Raw genomic sequence first — 16,380 nt, 5'->3', positions numbered from 1 at the left:
GGGCGTGGTGACGGTCAGGCGAGGACGGCTCGGGAGTCGAGGGCGAGGGCACCGCGCGGGCGCACGAGCAGGGGGTTGACCTCGATCTCGGCGATCTCCGGGTGGGCGGCGGCGAACGCCGTGATCGCCTCGATGGCAGCGGCGGCCGCCTCGACGTCGACCGGCGGGCGGCCGCGGACGCCGTCGAGCAGTGCGGCGGTGCGCAGCCCGCGCAGCAGGCGCAGGGCGCGGTCGGCGGGCACCGGGGCCAGCGTGAAGGCGACGTCGTGCAGGGCCTCCGCGAGCACGCCGCCCAGACCCACCATCGCGACGGGGCCGAACCGGGGGTCCCGGTTGACGCCGACGATCAGCTCGATGCCGTCGGTCAGGTCCGCCATCGCCTCCACCGAGTACGCGAAGGCGCCGAGCCGGGCGTCCATCTCGCGGAAGGCGGCGAGCAGTTCGTCGGGTCCGGCCAGGCCCAGCGCCACACCGCCCGCGTCGGACTTGTGCAGCAGGTGGAGGGCCTTGAGGACGTACGGGCCGGTGAACTCCGCGGTGGCGGCGAGCAGTTCGGCCTCGTCGTGGATCTCCCGGGCGGCCGGGAAGGCGAGTCCGGCCTCTTCGAGGGCCCGGCGGGTCTCCATGTAGCCGCTCGCGCGCAGCGGCGGCGCGGGGCGGGGCAGCGGCGTGACGCCGGTGTGCGGGGCGCCGGGTGCCGTGGCGGCGAGGGCGCGGGCGGCGTCCTCGGTGGCGTCGAACACCGGGATCCCGGCGGCGGCGAGGGTGCGGCAGCTGGGAGAGTCGGGGTACATCGACTGCACCACGAGTGGTTTCGCGGTGGCCCGGTGCCGGTCGGCGATGAGTCGGGCGGCGGCCTGTTCCCCGTCCGCGAGCACCGTGCCGCCGCCGCCGAGCCCGCCGTCGGCGGCCGCGTAGCCGCCGAAGTAGCCGGTCATCAGCACGGCGTCGGTCTCCTCGGCCGCCAGCAGCGCGGCGACGGTCGCCGCGTACGAGCCGGGGTCCTGCTCGCCCATCCCGGCGAGGTCGACCGGGTTGGCGACGGCCGACTGTTCCCACAGGGCTTCCCGCAGGTGCCGCTGCGTGGGCTCGCGGAGTTCGGGCACGGTCAGGCCGGCCGCCTCGACGGCGTCGGCGGCGACGACGCCGTGCCCGCCGCCGTCCGTCAGCACGGCGACCCGGCGGCCGGCCGCGCGCCGCGCGCCGTTCAACGCGGCCAGGACGACGGTGAGTTCGCGGGGGGTGGCGACCAGTTCCACACCGGCGTCGCGGCAGGCCGCCGTCACCACGTCGGCGGAGGTGGTCAACGCCCCGGTGTGCGACTGCGCGCTGCGCGCGGAGGCGTCGCCGCGTCCGGCGGTGAGCAGCACCACGGGCTTCCCGGCGACGGCGGCCGCCTCGGCGAAGGCGCGTCCGTCGGCGAAGTCCTCCGCGTACACGGCGATGGCGTGGGTGCCCTCGTGGCGGGCGCAGTCGGCGAGCAGGTCGACGAGGGTGACGTCGGCCTGGTTGCCGAGCGAGACGAAGCGGGAGAAGCCGAGGCCGTGCGGGCGGAAGCGGAGCTGGAGTTCGAGGGCGAGGTTGCCGCTCTGGCTGAGGAGCGCGACGCCGCCGGGGGTGAAGGTGTCGGAGGCCAGGAAGAGGTCGGTGGTGTTGTCGGCCAGCCCGAGGCAGTTGGGCCCGACCATGACGGCACCGGCGGCGCGCACGCGTTCGGCGACGGCGAGCTGGCGCGCTCGTCCCGCGTCGCCGGTCTCGGCGAAGCCGGCGGTGATCGCGACGATCGCCCGGGCCCCGCACCGCAGCGCCTCGTCGACGGCGTCCTCGAAGCCGGCGGCGGGCACGGAGACCACGGCCAGGTCGACGGGCTCGCCGATCGCGCTCAGGCTCGGGGCGGCGGTGCGGCCGAGGACCGTGCCGCCGCGGCGGTTGACCAGGTGGACGGGGCGGCGGCCGTCCGCGCGTATGGCCTGCGCGGCGATGGCATGGCCGTACTTGGCCGGGTCGTCACTCGCTCCGACGACGGCCACGGAGACGGGGTCGAAGAGGGCCGACAGGTCGCGTCCCATGTCACTTCACCAGCCGCAGGGCGGAGTTGGGGCAGGCGGCGACGGCGGTCAGGGCGGCGTCCTGGCCGTCCCGCGGAACCTCGGTCGCGCGCACCTGCGCGTAGCCCCACTCGTCGAGGTCGATCAGTTCGGGCGCGGGTTCCTGGCAGAGGCCGTAGCCCTGGCAGCGGGTGGAGTCCAGCAGGAGTTTCATGGGGCTGTCCTTTCGGTGCGGCGGTTCGGGCGGCTCGGTGGGGTGAGTGGCGCGGGCCGGGTCAGGGCACCGGCACCGCGAAGCGGCGCCCGTCCTCGGGCGTGGCGCCGGCGCACGCGGGGCAGGCGGCGCGGCGGTGGGCGTCGACCCGGTCGGGGAAGTGGGCGAGGAGGGTGGCGGCGATGCGGGCGGCGGCGTCGAGCAGGCCGCAGGCCCCGCGGCCGGGCAGTTGCCCCGACCAGCGGCGCAGCTTGTCGGCCGCGTCGTCGTCCGCCTCGCCGTGTGCGACGGCGGTGAGGGTGCGGGCGAGCGCTCCGGTGCCGGAGACGCACACCCCACACTGCCGGGCGCTCTGTGCCGCGAGGTAGGCGGTGGCCTCGGTGGCAACGGAGACCGGGCAGTCCTCCGGGTGCAGGAAGTGCAGCGCCCCGCAGCCGAGGGCCCCGCCGGCCGCGCGCAGGCGATCGTGGTCGAGCTGGAGGTCGGTCCAGCCCGCGCCGTGCAGGCCTCCGAACAGGCCGCCCAGCAGGACCGCCTCGGACCTGCCGTGCCGGCACAGGTCGGCGAGGACCTTCAGGTGCGTGCCGGCGGGCACCTCGACGAGCGTGGCGGCACCGCCCGTGCCGGATCGGCCGCCGCCGCCCGAGAGGGTCACCAGGTGACTGCCCGCGACGGCGCCGGCGGCGTCGGGGCGCGCGTGCAGCAGCGCGATACGGGCCAGCGTCTCCACGTTGGCGACGAGGGTGGGGGCGCCGCCGACACCGCTCTCGAAGGGGCGCGGGGGTTTCGCCGTGGGCAGCGCCGGTCCGCCGTCGATGCGTCGTACGACCGCGGTCTCCTCCCCCGCGACGTAGGCGTGCTCCGTGCGTACGACGTCGACGGGCAGCTCCGGGGGACGCTCGGCGAGTGCCTGGCGGACGGCCCGCTCGGCGGGCGTGTCGGAGAGGTACACGCAGCCGCGCCCGGCTCCGGTCATGGCCGCGGCGAGGCGCAGGCCGTCGAGGACCACGTGCGGTCGGTGGCGCAGCAGCCAGCGGTCCTTGACCGAACCCGGCTCGCCCTCCTCTCCGTTGGCGACCACGACGGCTCCGCCCGGTGCGTCGCGGACGGCGCGGAGCTTGACGGCGGCGGGGAATCCGGCCCCGCCGCGGCCGCGCAGTCCCGCCTCGGCGATCCGGTCGAGCAACCGGTCGGGCGCGGGCAGCGGCGCGTAGCCGCCCACGGAGAGGTACCGGGCGAGGTCCTCGCTCCCGCCGGGCGCGGCACCCGGCGCGGGGACGAGGAGGCCGGGTCGTCCTTCGGGAAGGAGGGAGAAGACGCCGGTCATACGGTGCTCCTGGGCTCGAAGTGGCCGATGGGGGCGGCAGCGCGCTGCGGCTCGCGGGTTTGGCGGGACCTCAGGCGGGCCAGCGCCCGTTCGAGATCGCGCCGTTGCGTGGCGGTGTGCGCGTAGCCGGCCCCGGGCAGGCCGATCAGCATGCGGTGGTGGTCGAGGACGACCTCGCCGGCCACCAGCGCCGGCCGTGGGTCGGCGGTCGCGGATCCGGCCGCGGCCTCGACGACCAGTTCGGTGACCTCGTGGAGGTAGCGCAGCCAGCCGCGTTGGGTGCCGCGCAGCACGAGCCGCTCGACGCGGTGCCGCTCGGCGGCGACCAGGGCCGTCGGCGGTCGGTCGGCCGCGGGGGCGCGCAGGGCGGCCACCGCGGCGGGCAGTTCCTGTTCGGGCTCTGGCGTGAGGCCGAGCCATTCCAGACTTCGGCGTGCGCTCATGCGTGCCTCCGGGGTCGCACCGATTCCGGGTGGTCCGGAGACGGGGTGGCGGGGCGATGGCGTGGACGGGGGTGCTCCGGCGCCGCGACGAGAGGGGCGGGGAGCTGTGCGGGGTACCCGGCCGGGGCCGTGCACCGCGTGGACGGAGGGTGGCCGGACCGGTGTGGGCGAGGTTGCCCGGACCGGCGTGGACCGAGGGTGTCCGGATCTGTGCGGACGGTGGTCCGCGCTGCGGCGGTACGGGCCCGGTCGAGTGGTCGCGGGACCAGGTCGTCCGCCTGCCACGACACTAACTAACTAATTAGTCAGCCCACAAGTCTTGACTTGATCCCGCCCTGGTCCCACTCTGACTAACCAATTAGTCAGCCGGATTCCGGCAGGCCGGGACGCGTCGTCCAACGACGCGCCCACCCTGCGTTCCGGCCACGGACTCACCGCCCATCGCCGCCGCGGCGGCGCCGAGGAGGACCCGATGCACCCCTCGACCACCCGGGCAGCCGACACCGTCTCCCCTGCCCCGCCCGAGCCGCCCCCCGAGCACCCCGGGGAGGCGCTGCCCGCCCGCTACTACACCGATCCGGCCATCGCCGAGGCCGAGACCGACCGCGTCTTCGCCAAGTCCTGGCAGCTCGTCTGCCACGAGTCCGACCTGCCCGGCCCCGGCGCCCGGCTGACCGCCACCGCCGCCGGCCGGGAGGTGCTGGTCGTACGGACCGAGGACGGCGGCCTCGCCGCCCACCTCAACGTCTGCCGGCACCGCGGCACCCGCCTGGTCACCGCCCCCGAACCGTCCGGCAAGGCGATCCGCTGCCCGTACCACGGCTGGACGTACAAGCTGGACGGACGGCTGGTCGGCGCCCCCGAGGCACGCCGGATCCCCTGCCTGGACAAGCCCCGGCTCGGACTGCACCCGGTCAACGTGGAGTCCTTCCTCGGCTTCGTCTTCGTCAACCTCGACATGGAGGCGACCCCGCTCGCCGAGAGCTGCGCCGGGCTCGCCGAGGCCGTCGGCCGCTACGCCGGACCCGGCCTCGTACCCGTCGGAAAGCACCGCATCCACGACCTGGCGGACGGCGAGGAGCAGAACGCCAACTGGAAGGTGATCGTCGACAACTATCTGGAGGGCTACCACGTCCCCGTGGCCCACCCCGCGCTCATGCGACTGCTCGACTACCAGGCGTACACGGTGGACATGCAGGAGAACTACGTCCTGTTCGAGTCTCCGCTGCGCGACAAGCCCTCCTCGAACTGGACCGAGCGGCTCTACCAGCGCCTCGCGACCCCGATGCCGGGACTGACCGAGGCCGACCGGCGGGTGTGGCGGTACGCCGTGATCTACCCGAACACGCTCATCGACTTCTACCCTGACCACGTGCTCGCATGGACCGCCCTGCCGACCGCCCAGGACCGGGCGGCGATTCCGGGCGGCTTCTACACACGGCACGGGGAGAGCATCCGCACCCGGCTGGCCCGGCGGCTGAACATCCACATCGGCTGGGTCACCAACGACGAGGACGCCGAGCTGGTGGAGCGGGTACAGGCCGGCCTGCGGACGCCCGGCTTCGAGCCGGGGCCGCTGTCGCAGCGCGAGGCCGCCGTCGGCTGGTTCGCCCGCCGCATCCGCGACGACGTGGAGGGGCCCACGCCGTGACTCCTCCCGGCACAGCACACGCGTCGCACCCGCACGCCGTCGTGGGTCCGCGGGCGGGCTTACCCCGCGCCCGCTGACGCACGCTCGCACCCTCCCCAGACCGGTCTTCCCTACGGAGTCAGGGCCTCCGTGAGCCGACCAACCGGTCCCGCCCTGGAGTTGTGCTGTTCCTCGACGGAGAGGACGTTCGATGTCCCCCGAGGTACCACCGCCGACCCGACGCGCCGTGCTGCGGGCGGGCGCCTGCGGCCTGCTGGGCGCCGCGGCCGCCGGCTGCGGGTTCATGCCCGCGAAAACCCCCGACGCCCGGCAGCTCGCCCCGGTCGAGCCGCATGTCGACGGCGATCTCGTCTATTTCAACTGGGCCGACTTCGTCGACCCGTCCGTGTTCAAGGGCTTCCAGAAGGAGTACGGCGTCAAGGTCGTCCAGTCGAACTTCGACTCGATGGAGGGCATGGTCGCCAAGCTCAACGCCGGCAACCGTTACGACATCATTTTTCCCACCGCCAAATGGGCCCAGCGCCTGGTCCGCGGCGGCCGGCTGCGCCGCATCGACCACTCCCGGCTCACCAACGCGCACGCCATATTCGGCTCCTACGACTACTTCGCCGACCCCTGGTACGACCCCGGTTCCGCGCACACCGTCCCCTTCACGGCGTACAAGACCGGCATCGGCTGGCGCCGCGACCGGATCGGCGAGCTGACCGGTTCCTGGAAGGACCTGTGGAACGACAAGGCCAGGGGCAAGGTGTTCCTGCTGGACGACCGGGACGAGGTCCTCGGCATGGGCGCCCTGGAACTCGGCCTGGACGTCAGCACCGGTGACACCGGCGACCTCGACCGGATCACCGCCCTGCTGAACACCCTGCGGCCGCGACTGCGCGGCTTCTCCAGCGACAGCTACAACAACCTCCTCAACGGCAACGCGATCATCACGCAGGCCTGGAGCGGAGACATGGCCGCCATGCTCAACCAGGCCAAGGACCCCTCGGTGTTCGGCTTCGAGGCGCCGAGGGAGGGCACGCCGATCAACTCCGACTGCTACGCCATCCCCTGGAACGCCCCCCACCCCGGCACCGCGATGCTGTTCATCGACTACATGCTGCGGCCGGAGAACGTGAAGAAGAACATCGAGTACATCGGCTACCCGATGCCGGTGGCGGGCACCGAGAAGGTCTACGCCGAACTGGTCAAACCCTTCCCCGAGTGCCTGGTCACCGAGGACGACCTGAAGGCGGACCTGTTCTTCCGCAACGGCGGCCGCGCGGCGGAGGACGCCCGCGACACCGCCTGGACCCATGTGAAGGCGGGCTGACCCATGGCACTGCTCCGCCACTTCGCACGCGCCCGCCGCCGCGGCCGGGACGCCACCGGCACCCGCATGTGGACCTGGTTCATGCTGCCCGGCACCCTGTGGATGACCGGCTTCCTGATCGCCTCGCTGGCGCTCGTCGCCGTACTCGCGGTCGGCACCACCGACGACCTCGGCAACCCGCGCTTCGGCTTCGACCTGGCCGGCGTCCGCGCCCTCGCCGACCCCGCCTACACCGAGGTCCTGGCCCGCTCCCTCGGCTACGCCCTGCTGACCTGCGCGATCTGCCTACTGATCGCCTACCCGGTGGCGTACACGATCGCCCTGTACGGCGGCCGGTACAAGAACGCGCTGATCGCCGCGATCGTGGTGCCCTTCTTCGCCAACTACCTGGTCCGGATGTACGGCTGGTCGGTCGTCCTGTCCGACGACGGACCCGTGCTGCGCGCCCTGCGCGCGGTGGGGCTCGCCGACAGCGGCACGAAGATCCTCAACACCGGCGTCGGCGTGGTCGCGGGACTCGTCTACGGCTTCGTCGTCTTCATGATCATCCCGCTGTACGCGGCCCTGGAACGGCTGGACGTCTCCCTCATCGAGGCCGGCCGCGATCTGTACGGCGGCCCGGTCCGCACCTTCTTCCACGTCACGCTGCCCGCCACCCGGCAGGGCGCCGCGGCCGGGCTGGTGCTGGTCTTCCTGCCCGCCATGGGCGACTTCGTCAGCGCACAGCTCATGGGAGGACCGGACCAGATCATGATCGGCAACCTCATCCAGGACAAGTTCTTCCAGGGCCAGAACTGGCCGCTGGGCTCCGCGCTCACCATGCTGCTGATGCTGGTCCTGCTGGTCGGGATGCTCGGCTACCTGCGGCGCACCCGCAAGGACGAGGCGGAGGCCCGCCGATGACCATGGTCAAGCAGCCCTCCGTCACCGCCACGGCCCGGCCGGCCGCCCGGACCCGTACCAAGCGGGGCCGCGCCGATCGCAGACCCCGTGTCCTCATCGCCGTCACCGCGCTCTTCTTCGCCCTGCTCTACCTGCCGATCGCGGTCGTGGCCCTGTTCTCCTTCAACTCCAAGAAGTCCCTGACCGTCTTCGGCGGGTTCAGCCTGCGCTGGTACCGCGCCTTCGTCCACGACGACGTCCTCATCGCGTCGCTGGGCACCAGCCTGCGGATCTCCCTGGTGGCGATGGCCGGTTCGGTCGTCCTCGGGGTGGCGCTCGCGCTCGGCCTGGTCCGCTGCCGCACCCGGCTCGGCTCGCTGGCCGGACTGATCATGCTGGTGCCGCTGATCACGCCGGAGATCGTCACGGGCGTGGCGTCGATGCTGCTGTTCAAGGGCCTGGGCGTGGCCCTGTCCACCGGCACGGTCATGCTCGCCGAGATCACCTTCTCCATCTCCTACGTCACGGTCATCCTCCGGTCCCGGGTGGCCGCGCTGAACCCGGAGGTGGAGGAGGCCGCGATGGACCTCGGCGCCACCCGCTGGCAGGCGGTCCGCCTGGTGACGCTGCCCGCCCTGCTCCCCGCCGTACTGGCCAGTGCCGTACTGATCTTCGCGCTGGTCTTCGACGACTTCGTCCTCGCCTACTTCACCACCGGCGTCGACCCCCAGCCGCTGTCGGTGCGCATCTACTCGGCGATCCGCTTCGGCGTGCAGCCGACCATCAACGCGGTCGGCACGCTGATGCTCGCGGGATCCATCGGCCTGATCGCCCTGGCCCTGTTCATCCCGCGCCTCTTCGGCCGCCGCGGCGGCCTCGACATCCTCTCCGGAGAGTGACTCATGGACGTGACCCCCGCCGTCCGGCTCGAAGGCGTCTCCAAGCGGTTCGCCGACTCCTACGCCGTTGACCACCTGGACCTCGACATCGAGGCCGGCCACTTCTTCTCCCTGCTGGGGCCCTCCGGCTGCGGCAAGACCACCACGCTGCGCATGATCGGCGGGTTCAGCGATCCCACCGAGGGCTCGGTGCTGCTCGCCGGTGAGAACGTGACCGCGCTGCCGCCGAACAAGCGCAACGTCAACACCGTCTTCCAGAGCTACGCGCTCTTCGACCACCTGAGCGTCGCCGACAACGTGGCCTTCGGCCTCAAGCGCCAGGGCGTCGCCAGGACCGAGATCCGCCGGCGCGTCGGCGAGATGCTGGAGCTGGTCCAGCTCTCCGGCCTCGCCGACCGCAAGCCCCGTACCCTCTCCGGCGGCCAGCGCCAGCGCGTCGCGCTCGCCCGCGCCCTCGTCAACCGTCCGGCCGTCCTGCTCCTCGACGAGCCGCTGGCCGCCCTGGACCTGAAGCTGCGCCGCCAGATGCAGGTGGAGCTGAAGCAGATCCAGCGCGAGGTCGGCATCACCTTCGTCTTCGTCACCCACGACCAGGACGAGGCGCTGACCATGTCGGACCGGATCGCGGTCATGAACGAGGGGCGCATCGAACAGTGCGGCACCCCCGAGGACATCTACGAGCACCCCGCCACCCGCTTCGTCGCCTCCTTCATGGGCACCTCCAACCTGATGACCGGCACCTATCGGGGCGGTGAGGTCACTCTCGACCAGGGGCCCGCCCTGCCGGTCGGAACGCGCAGCGGCATCGACGACGGCGCCGCCGTCAGCGTGTCCGTGCGCCCCGAGAAGATCTGGCTGTCCGACTTCGAACCGGACATGTCGATGCTGCGCGGTGTCATCCGCGAAACCGTCTACAGCGGCCCGACCACGACCTACCTGATCGAACTCGCCCCCGGCGTCACGCTGTCCGTCCTGGAGCAGAACACGGCCCGGGCCCGCATGGAGGACCGCTGGAGCGGCGGCGAGACGGTGGAGTTCGGCTGGCGTCCCGAGCACTGCCTGGTCCTGGCCTGACCCCTCCCCGACGAAAGCGAAGCTCATGCATCACGACGTGATCGTGCTCGGCGCCGGGCTGGCCGGGCTCGCCGCCGCCCGGGACCTGGCGGCCGGCGGCACCGACGTGCTGGTCCTGGAGGCCCGGGACCGCGTCGGCGGCCGGGTCGAGCAGACCCGTACGCCCGACGGCCGTACCGTCCAGCTGGGCGGCGAGGTGGTCGGCCACGGGCACACCGCCTACCTGCAACTGGCCAAGGAACTCGGCCTCGACCTGATCCCCAGCTATGTCGCCGAACCCGGCTGCATCACCCGTGCCACACCGGAGGGCCGCTCGGCCGGCGACCCACCGCACTGGTTCGGCCCCGGGGACACGGCCCTGCACGAGCGCCTCGGCGCCGAGTTCGCCGCCCTGGCCGCGACTGTCGACCCCGACGACCCGTGGTCGCATCCGGACGCGGCGGCCCTGGACCGGCTGTCCGTGGCCGACTGGCTCCGCTCCCGGCATGCCACGCCGGGCGTGGTACGCCTGTGGGAGATCGGCCAACTCGGCCTGGCCGGCGGCTCCTACGAGCGGATCTCGCTGCTGGCCGCGCTCCGCAAGAGCGCGGCGGTCCCCGGCTCGGGCACCGGCGACTACGACTACGAGGACTGGGAGGGACTGCGGCTGGCGGCGGGTTCGGCGACGCTCGCCGAGGTGATGGGCAGCGAGCTGGGCCATCGCGTCCGGCTCGGCTCCCCCGTCGCCGCCCTGGACATACGACCCGGCCGCTGCGCCGTGCGCCTGGTCACCGGCGAGGTCCTCACCGCCGGCGCGGTGGTGAGCGCCCTGCCCGTGGGACCGCTCAGGTCCGTCGCCGTCAGCGGCGTGAGCGAGGAGCGGCTCGCCTCCCTGCACCGGCAACGCCACGCGACGGCCGCGAAGTTCGCCGCCGTCTACGACCGGCCCTTCTGGCGCGCGGACGGTCTGAACGGCCTGTCCGAATGCGAGGGCGTGCTGGGCAGCACCTGGCCGCAGAACGAGGGCGTCCTGTCGGCGCTGATACCGCCCGAGCGCTACGGCGTGCTGCTCGGCGTCCCGCCCCAGCTGCGCACCCCGGAGCTGCTCGCCGAGATGGCCGCCCTGTTCGGCGACGAGGCACTCCGGCCGACCGCCTGCCACCTGCGGCTGTGGGGCACCGACCCGTGGACCCAGGGCTACGTCACCCAGTGGCCACCGGGCGAGGTCATGGCCGTCGGCCCGCTGCACGGCACCCACGAACCCCCGTTCTACGTCTGCGGCTCCGACCAGTGGGTCGCCGGATACATGGAAGGCGCCGTCCGCACCGGCCGCGCCGCCGCCGAGGAGGCGCTGCGCCGTGGCTGACACCGACCGGTTCACGACCGTCCTGAACCACATCGACGGCAAGGAGCGGCCCGCCGCTTCCGGTGCCACGCTGCGGCTGGTCGACCCGGCCACCGGACTCCCGCACGGGAGTGCCCCGTTGTCCGGTCCGGCGGACGTGGACGCGGCCTGCCGGGCGGCCGAGGAGGCCTTCGCCGGCTGGTCGGTGACCACTCCGCAGCAGCGGCAGGCCGCGCTGCTGCGGATCGCGGACGCCCTGGAGGCGCAGGCCGACGCGCTGGCGAGCGCCGAGGTCGCCGACACGGGCAAGCCGCGCGCCCTGTTCCTGGCGGACGAGTTGCCCGCGATCGTGGACGTGCTGCGGTACTTCGCCGGCTCCGCCCGGAACCTGCCGGGCGCCGCCGCCGCCGAGTACACCCCGGGCCGTACCTCCGTCCTGCGGCGCGAGCCGGTGGGCGTCTGCGCGCAGATCACCCCGTGGAACTACCCGTTGATGATGGCCGTGTGGAAGATCGCCCCCGCGCTCGCCGCCGGCAACACCGTCGTCCTCAAACCCTCCGACACCACCCCGTCCTCCGCCGTACTGCTCGCCCGGCTGGCCGCCGAGCATCTGCCGCCCGGGGTCCTCAACGTCGTGTGCGGCGACCGTGACACGGGACGTTCCCTGGTGGCGCATCCCGCCGTCCGGCTGGTCGCCGTCACCGGCAGCGTCCGCGCCGGTCAGCAGATCGCCGCCGCGGCGGCCGCCGACCTCAAGCGGCTGCACCTCGAACTCGGCGGCAACGCGCCGGTGCTGGTCCACCAGGACGCCGATCTCGACGACGCGGTCGAGCAGTTGTCGTCACTGGCCTACTACAACGCGGGCCAGGACTGCACGGCCGCCACCCGGATCCTGGTCCACCAGCGGATCCACGACCAGTTCCTCGCCGCCTTCGCCGACCGCGCCGCCCGCCTCGCGCCCGGCGACCCCGACGACCCGGACGCCGCCTTCGGACCGCTCAACAGCGTGGCCCAACTGTCCTCCGTACAAGGCCTGTTGGAGACGCTCCCGGCGCACGCCGAGGTCGTCACCGGCGGCGCGGCCCTGGACCGCCCCGGCTACTTCCATCAGGCGACGGTGGTCGCCGGGGTCGGGCAGCGGGACGAGATCGTGCAGCGCGAGGTGTTCGGTCCGGTCGTCACCGTCCAGTCCTTCGCCGACGAGTCCGAGGGGTTCCGCCTGGCGAACGCGGTCCCCCAGGGGCTCGCCGCGAGCGTCTGGACGCGCGACCACGACCGCGCGATGCGCGCGTCTCGCGCGCTGAACACCGGCATCGTCTGGGTCAACACCCACGGCACGACGGTGTCGGAGATGCCCCACGGGGGTGTGCGCCACTCCGGGTACGGCAGCGACCTCTCGCTCACCGGGCTGCTCGACTACACGCAGGTCAAGCACGTCATGCTGTGACGCGCCGGGGCGTGGTGACGCGCCCCGGCACGCATCTGTTCCGCAGCCCCCGGCGGCTCAGCGGCTCGACCGCTGGGCCTCCACGATGACCTCCATGGTCTCCTCCGCCCCCACCCTGCGCTGCACTCGCTCCGCGAATCCGGGGAACTGCGAGGCGATCCTGGTGAGGAACTTCAGCTCGGCCGGCGCGACGTTGATCTCGGCGACGTTGCGCTCGATCGACCGGACGACCCCCTTGACGACCCGCTCCGGCGAGACGGTGCGTACGCCGCCGGGGGTGGGCGAGCCCGTCTTGGCGAACATGCCCAGGTCCCGTACGAAACCGGGCTGGACGATCGAGACGCCCACGCCCGTGGCGTGCAGGTCCTGGCGGAAGGAGAGGGCGAACCCGCGCAGCCCGAACTTGGTCGCGGTGTACATCGACGACGACTTGGTGGCCGCGAGCCCGGACAGCGACCCGACGAAGCAGATGTGCCCGCGCCGGGCGGCCACCATGTCCCCGGCCAGCAGTCGCGCGAGCACCGCGGGGGCGCGCAGGTTCACCGCTATCGCCCGGTCGATCTGCTCCGGCGTGTAGTCCAGCACGTCGCCGCTGGAGGGCAGGGCCGCGTTGGCGACCAGGATCTGCGTACCGGCGGCCTCCGAGGCCAGGCGGAGCACGTCGTCCGGGTCGCCGAGGTCGGCCAGGACGGTCCGGGCACCGAAGCGTTCGGCGAGGGGGTCCAGCGCCTCGCGACGCCGTCCGGTGAGTATGAGGTCTGCGCCCCGGGCCGAGAGTTCGGCGGCGAGCTGCCCGCCGATGCCTCCCGTGACTCCGGTCAGCAGAACGGTTGCCCCAGCGATGTGCACGACTGCCCTCCGATTCCGTTCGTTCGAACGAACAATAGGGAGGTCCGGTGCTCCTGTCCAGGTGATCCCGTCCACTCACGCCCTCACCAACAGGTCACATGCGTAAGGGAGCTGAGGCGGTTCGGTGGAGTCGGACGTGCAGCGGCCTGCGCCCCTGTCCGAAGCCGCGACGCACCGATGGAACAATGAGCGACATGTCCAACGCCGCCCCCGCCCCGACACGTCAGCGCATCATCACGGCCGTCCTGCAGATCATCGGCGAGGGCGGGCTCGCGGCGCTCACCAACAGAAGAATCGCCAAGGAGGCCGGGGTCTCGCTCGGCTCGGTCACGTACCACTTCGAGACCCAGCACGATCTGCTGCGCGAGAGCCTGCTGCACTTCGTGCGCGAGGAGGCCCGGCACTTCACCGAGCTGGCCGACCAGTGCCAGACCGAGGGCCTCGCCATCGAGGAGGCCGCGTCCCTGGCCGGCCAGGTGGCCTGCGGTACGGCGCTCGACAGCGCGCATCTCGCGCCGTTCGAGCTGTACATCCACGCCGGACGCGACGAGCGGCTGCGCGAGGCGGCGTCGGAGGCGTTCCGGGCCTACGACCGGCTCGCCGCCCAGATCCTCACCGCCCTGGGCGTCCCCGACGCGGAACACCTGGCGGCCACGACGGTCGCCCTGGTGATGGGTCTGCAACTGCGGCGCCTGGCGACCGGCAGCCCGGCGGACGACCTGGTCGACGCCCTCCTGCTGCTGGCCCGGGGAGCGATCGCCCAGTCACCCGAACCCGGTCTCCTGGCGTAGGGCCACCAGGTGTGCCCCTTCGGGCAGCCGACCCTGCCTCCGCGTCCGCTGCGGCACGCGGGGGAGGCGGGTTAGCGTCCGCCTGTGAACAACAGGCCCCACCCGCACGACCCTTCGGGGAGTACGCCCAGCCCCCGCCGTCGCGGTCCCGGCCCCTTCACGCTCCTGGTGCTGCCAGGACTCGTCACGGCCCTGGCGGTCGCCGGCTTCCTCACCCTGACCGGCGGCTTCGACCCCGACTCGACGCAGGCCGCGACCGCGCAGCCGAACAGCGCCGACCAGGTGAACGCGTCGTACGGTCCCTGGCTGCGCAAGGCCGCCGGCGCCTGTGCGGTGCTCAGCCCGTCCGTGCTCGCCGCCCAGATCGACCAACTCTCCGGCTGGGAGAGCGACTCGGGTGAGCCGGGCAGGTCCGGCATCGCCGCCTTCACGGACGCCGCATGGAAGCGGTGGGGCAAGGACGACGACGGCAACGGGCGCTCCTCACCCCTGGACCGGCCGGACGCCATCATGGCGCTCGGCAGACAGGACTGTGCCCTCGCGACGAAGGTCACGACGCTGCGGACCGACGGGACCGTCTCCGGGGACCTGGTCGAACTGACCCTGGCGGCCTACGCGGTGGGCGAGGGCGAGGTGGTGAAGGCCGGACGCGTCCCCGCGAGCGCGTCGACCTACGTCGGTGAGGTGAAGTCGCGCCTGGCGCACTATGCGGGGTTCGACCACGAGGACGCGGGCGACGGCACCGGACAGACGGCGGACACCATCCTCGCCGCACCCGTCGACACCCTCACCGTGACGTCCCCCTTCGGCTCCCGGGTGCACCCCCTCACCGGCGTGACCAAGCTCCACACGGGCGTGGACTTCGGCGCGCCGCAGGGCGCCCGGGTCTCCGCCGCGCGGCAGGGACGGGTGGTCTTCGCCGCCCTGACCAAGGCGTACGGCAACCGCATCGTCATCGACCACGGCACCATCCAGGGCAAGCGCCTGGAGACCACCTACAGCCACCTGTCCGCCCTCCAGGTCAGCGCGGGCCAGACCGTGCGGACGGGCACCCCCATCGGACGCGTGGGCTCCACCGGCCTGTCCACCGGCCCGCATCTGCACTTCGAAGTCATCTACGGCGGCTACTACACCGACCCCCAGCCCTGGCTCTCCTCGGGACACTGAGCGCGGGCTACTATGCGATCCGTTTCGGATCACGCCCCGTTTCGGGCACACCACTCTTCTCCCCAAGGACCCAAGTTGAGACGTTCCGCCGTCGTGGCCGCGTCAGGTGCGCTGGCCCTTTCCGCCCTCGCCGTTTCACCCGCCGACGCCGACTCCGGCTCGGGCGACACCCAGGTCCTCAAGGTCGTCGTCAACAACGGCAAGGCGGTCGTGCTCGGCGCCACCGGGACGAAGACGTTCACGCTCAGCATCACCGCCAGCGACAACTCGGGGATCAAGGACGCCTTCGGCTGGGTCTACCACGGCTCGTTCGACAACCCGGACGGCCATGCGGGGCCCGGTTCCGACACTCCGATGTCCTGCTCCCCCGACCCCCGCAGCGAGAGCACCTCCATCTGCACCACCGACATCACCGTCGGCCCCCTTACGCCCCACACCAACGCCACCGCCGGCACCTGGCACGTCTGGACGTCCGTGGACGCCAACGACTTCGACTACGTCGACAAGGACAGCGCGGGCACCTTCCTGATGAAGCGTGCCGCCAAGCTGACCGCCGACGCCTCTCCCGAGCCCGTGGCCAAGGGCAAGGTCATCACCGTCAAGGGCGCCCTGACCCGCGCCAACTGGGACAACGGCACCAATGGCGGCTACGTGGGCAAGCCCGCGCAACTGCAGTTCCGGAAGGCCGGCACCACCACCTACACCACCGTGACGACGGTGACCAGCGGTATCGGCGGCGCTCTCAAGGCCACCGCGAAGGCCACGGTGGACGGCTACTGGCGCTGGAGCTTCGCCGGGTCCAGCACCACCGGATCGGCCACCTCCCCGGCCGACTTCGTGGACGTCACGGGCGGCTGATCCGGCAGGCGCGATCCACCCGGCCCTCGCTAGGTCCTGTCGTCAAACTCGCGTCGTCCGCCCGAAGGGCGGGCCTCGCGGCGTCAGGTGC

The 16,380-nt window shown here is 72.7% G+C and carries 15 protein-coding genes; 10 read left to right on the top strand and 5 right to left on the bottom strand.

Features of this window, described 5'->3' with window-relative positions; all coding sequences use genetic code 11:
- Positions 1 to 14: 14 nt before the first annotated feature.
- From IPZ69_RS43150 to IPZ69_RS43135, 4 genes are all read right to left on the bottom strand, one after another.
- Positions 15 to 2,069, bottom strand: a complete 2,055-nt coding sequence (locus IPZ69_RS43150) for an acetate--CoA ligase family protein (RefSeq protein WP_235460363.1) — start codon at positions 2,067 to 2,069, stop codon at positions 15 to 17.
- 1 nt (position 2,070) lies between these two features.
- The gene (locus IPZ69_RS43145) at positions 2,071 to 2,262 is read right to left on the bottom strand and encodes a ferredoxin (protein WP_235460362.1); all 192 of its coding nucleotides are present in this window, start codon (positions 2,260 to 2,262) and stop codon (positions 2,071 to 2,073) included.
- 61 nt (positions 2,263 to 2,323) lie between these two features.
- Positions 2,324 to 3,589 carry an NADH-ubiquinone oxidoreductase-F iron-sulfur binding region domain-containing protein gene (locus tag IPZ69_RS43140; protein ID WP_235460361.1) on the bottom strand — a complete coding sequence of 422 codons (1,266 nt, stop codon included), beginning with the start codon at positions 3,587 to 3,589 and terminating at the stop codon, positions 2,324 to 2,326.
- On the bottom strand, positions 3,586 to 4,032 hold the full coding sequence (locus IPZ69_RS43135; RefSeq protein WP_235460360.1) for a hypothetical protein: 447 nt from the start codon (positions 4,030 to 4,032) through the stop codon (positions 3,586 to 3,588). The genes IPZ69_RS43140 and IPZ69_RS43135 overlap by 4 nt, the downstream gene beginning before the upstream one ends.
- Positions 4,033 to 4,504: 472 nt before the next feature.
- Here IPZ69_RS43135 and IPZ69_RS43130 point away from each other — a divergent pair, with 472 nt between their 5' ends.
- The 7 genes from IPZ69_RS43130 (at position 4,505) to IPZ69_RS43100 (ending at position 12,624) form a co-directional block, all read left to right on the top strand.
- A complete protein-coding gene (locus IPZ69_RS43130) occupies positions 4,505 to 5,683 on the top strand; it encodes an aromatic ring-hydroxylating oxygenase subunit alpha (protein ID WP_235460359.1) in 1,179 nt (392 codons plus the stop codon).
- A gap of 190 nt (positions 5,684 to 5,873) precedes the next feature.
- Positions 5,874 to 6,998, top strand: a complete 1,125-nt coding sequence (locus tag IPZ69_RS43125) for a polyamine ABC transporter substrate-binding protein (protein ID WP_235460358.1) — start codon at positions 5,874 to 5,876, stop codon at positions 6,996 to 6,998.
- Positions 6,999 to 7,001: 3 nt separating this feature from the next.
- The gene (locus IPZ69_RS43120) at positions 7,002 to 7,901 is read left to right on the top strand and encodes an ABC transporter permease (RefSeq protein WP_235460357.1); all 900 of its coding nucleotides are present in this window, start codon (positions 7,002 to 7,004) and stop codon (positions 7,899 to 7,901) included.
- Entirely contained in the window at positions 7,898 to 8,779 is an 882-nt protein-coding gene (locus IPZ69_RS43115) for an ABC transporter permease (RefSeq protein WP_235460356.1), read from the top strand. Before IPZ69_RS43120 ends, IPZ69_RS43115 begins: the two co-directional genes overlap by 4 nt.
- A gap of 3 nt (positions 8,780 to 8,782) precedes the next feature.
- Positions 8,783 to 9,853: an ABC transporter ATP-binding protein gene (locus IPZ69_RS43110; RefSeq protein WP_235460355.1), complete on the top strand. Its 1,071-nt coding sequence runs from the start codon at positions 8,783 to 8,785 to the stop codon at positions 9,851 to 9,853.
- Positions 9,854 to 9,878: 25 nt separating this feature from the next.
- Positions 9,879 to 11,198 carry a flavin monoamine oxidase family protein gene (locus IPZ69_RS43105; RefSeq protein ID WP_235460354.1) on the top strand — a complete coding sequence of 440 codons (1,320 nt, stop codon included), beginning with the start codon at positions 9,879 to 9,881 and terminating at the stop codon, positions 11,196 to 11,198.
- A complete protein-coding gene (locus IPZ69_RS43100) occupies positions 11,191 to 12,624 on the top strand; it encodes an aminobutyraldehyde dehydrogenase (RefSeq protein ID WP_235460353.1) in 1,434 nt (477 codons plus the stop codon). Before IPZ69_RS43105 ends, IPZ69_RS43100 begins: the two co-directional genes overlap by 8 nt.
- A gap of 57 nt (positions 12,625 to 12,681) precedes the next feature.
- On the opposite strand, the gene IPZ69_RS43095 is transcribed toward IPZ69_RS43100, so the two are convergent.
- A complete protein-coding gene (locus IPZ69_RS43095) occupies positions 12,682 to 13,473 on the bottom strand; it encodes an SDR family NAD(P)-dependent oxidoreductase (protein WP_235460352.1) in 792 nt (263 codons plus the stop codon).
- A 194-nt stretch (positions 13,474 to 13,667) separates the two neighbouring features.
- Here IPZ69_RS43095 and IPZ69_RS43090 point away from each other — a divergent pair, with 194 nt between their 5' ends.
- The 3 genes from IPZ69_RS43090 to IPZ69_RS43080 all read left to right on the top strand — a co-directional run bounded on the left by IPZ69_RS43090 (position 13,668) and on the right by IPZ69_RS43080 (position 16,289).
- The gene (locus IPZ69_RS43090) at positions 13,668 to 14,264 is read left to right on the top strand and encodes a TetR/AcrR family transcriptional regulator (RefSeq protein WP_235460351.1); all 597 of its coding nucleotides are present in this window, start codon (positions 13,668 to 13,670) and stop codon (positions 14,262 to 14,264) included.
- Between the two features lie 84 nt (positions 14,265 to 14,348).
- Positions 14,349 to 15,431, top strand: a complete 1,083-nt coding sequence (locus IPZ69_RS43085) for a M23 family metallopeptidase (protein ID WP_235460350.1) — start codon at positions 14,349 to 14,351, stop codon at positions 15,429 to 15,431.
- A gap of 75 nt (positions 15,432 to 15,506) precedes the next feature.
- Positions 15,507 to 16,289 (top strand): calcium-binding protein, encoded by a 783-nt coding sequence (locus IPZ69_RS43080; protein WP_235460349.1) that lies wholly within the window; start codon positions 15,507 to 15,509, stop codon positions 16,287 to 16,289.
- Positions 16,290 to 16,380 lie beyond the last annotated feature (91 nt).

The sequence above is a fragment of the Streptomyces olivochromogenes genome, from assembly GCF_021538895.1.
Taxonomy (GTDB): Bacteria; Actinomycetota; Actinomycetes; order Streptomycetales; family Streptomycetaceae; genus Streptomyces; species Streptomyces olivochromogenes_A.
Note: the sequence above shows the minus strand (reverse complement) of the source record. Positions and strands in the feature narration are given on the sequence as shown.

Bases quoted from the DNA above. Each gene is read 5' to 3' on its own strand.
- IPZ69_RS43130 (WP_235460359.1), top strand. From the start codon at position 4,505: ATGCACCCCTCGACCACCCGGGCAGCCGACACCGTCTCCCCTGCCCCG.
- IPZ69_RS43105 (WP_235460354.1), top strand. From the start codon at position 9,879: ATGCATCACGACGTGATCGTGCTCGGCGCCGGGCTGGCCGGGCTCGCC.
- IPZ69_RS43145 (WP_235460362.1), bottom strand. From the start codon at position 2,262: ATGAAACTCCTGCTGGACTCCACCCGCTGCCAGGGCTACGGCCTCTGC.
- IPZ69_RS43115 (WP_235460356.1), top strand. From the start codon at position 7,898: ATGACCATGGTCAAGCAGCCCTCCGTCACCGCCACGGCCCGGCCGGCC.
- IPZ69_RS43135 (WP_235460360.1), bottom strand. From the start codon at position 4,032: ATGAGCGCACGCCGAAGTCTGGAATGGCTCGGCCTCACGCCAGAGCCC.
- IPZ69_RS43110 (WP_235460355.1), top strand. From the start codon at position 8,783: ATGGACGTGACCCCCGCCGTCCGGCTCGAAGGCGTCTCCAAGCGGTTC.
- IPZ69_RS43125 (WP_235460358.1), top strand. From the start codon at position 5,874: ATGTCCCCCGAGGTACCACCGCCGACCCGACGCGCCGTGCTGCGGGCG.
- IPZ69_RS43140 (WP_235460361.1), bottom strand. From the start codon at position 3,589: ATGACCGGCGTCTTCTCCCTCCTTCCCGAAGGACGACCCGGCCTCCTC.
- IPZ69_RS43150 (WP_235460363.1), bottom strand. From the start codon at position 2,069: ATGGGACGCGACCTGTCGGCCCTCTTCGACCCCGTCTCCGTGGCCGTC.
- IPZ69_RS43090 (WP_235460351.1), top strand. From the start codon at position 13,668: ATGTCCAACGCCGCCCCCGCCCCGACACGTCAGCGCATCATCACGGCC.
- IPZ69_RS43120 (WP_235460357.1), top strand. From the start codon at position 7,002: ATGGCACTGCTCCGCCACTTCGCACGCGCCCGCCGCCGCGGCCGGGAC.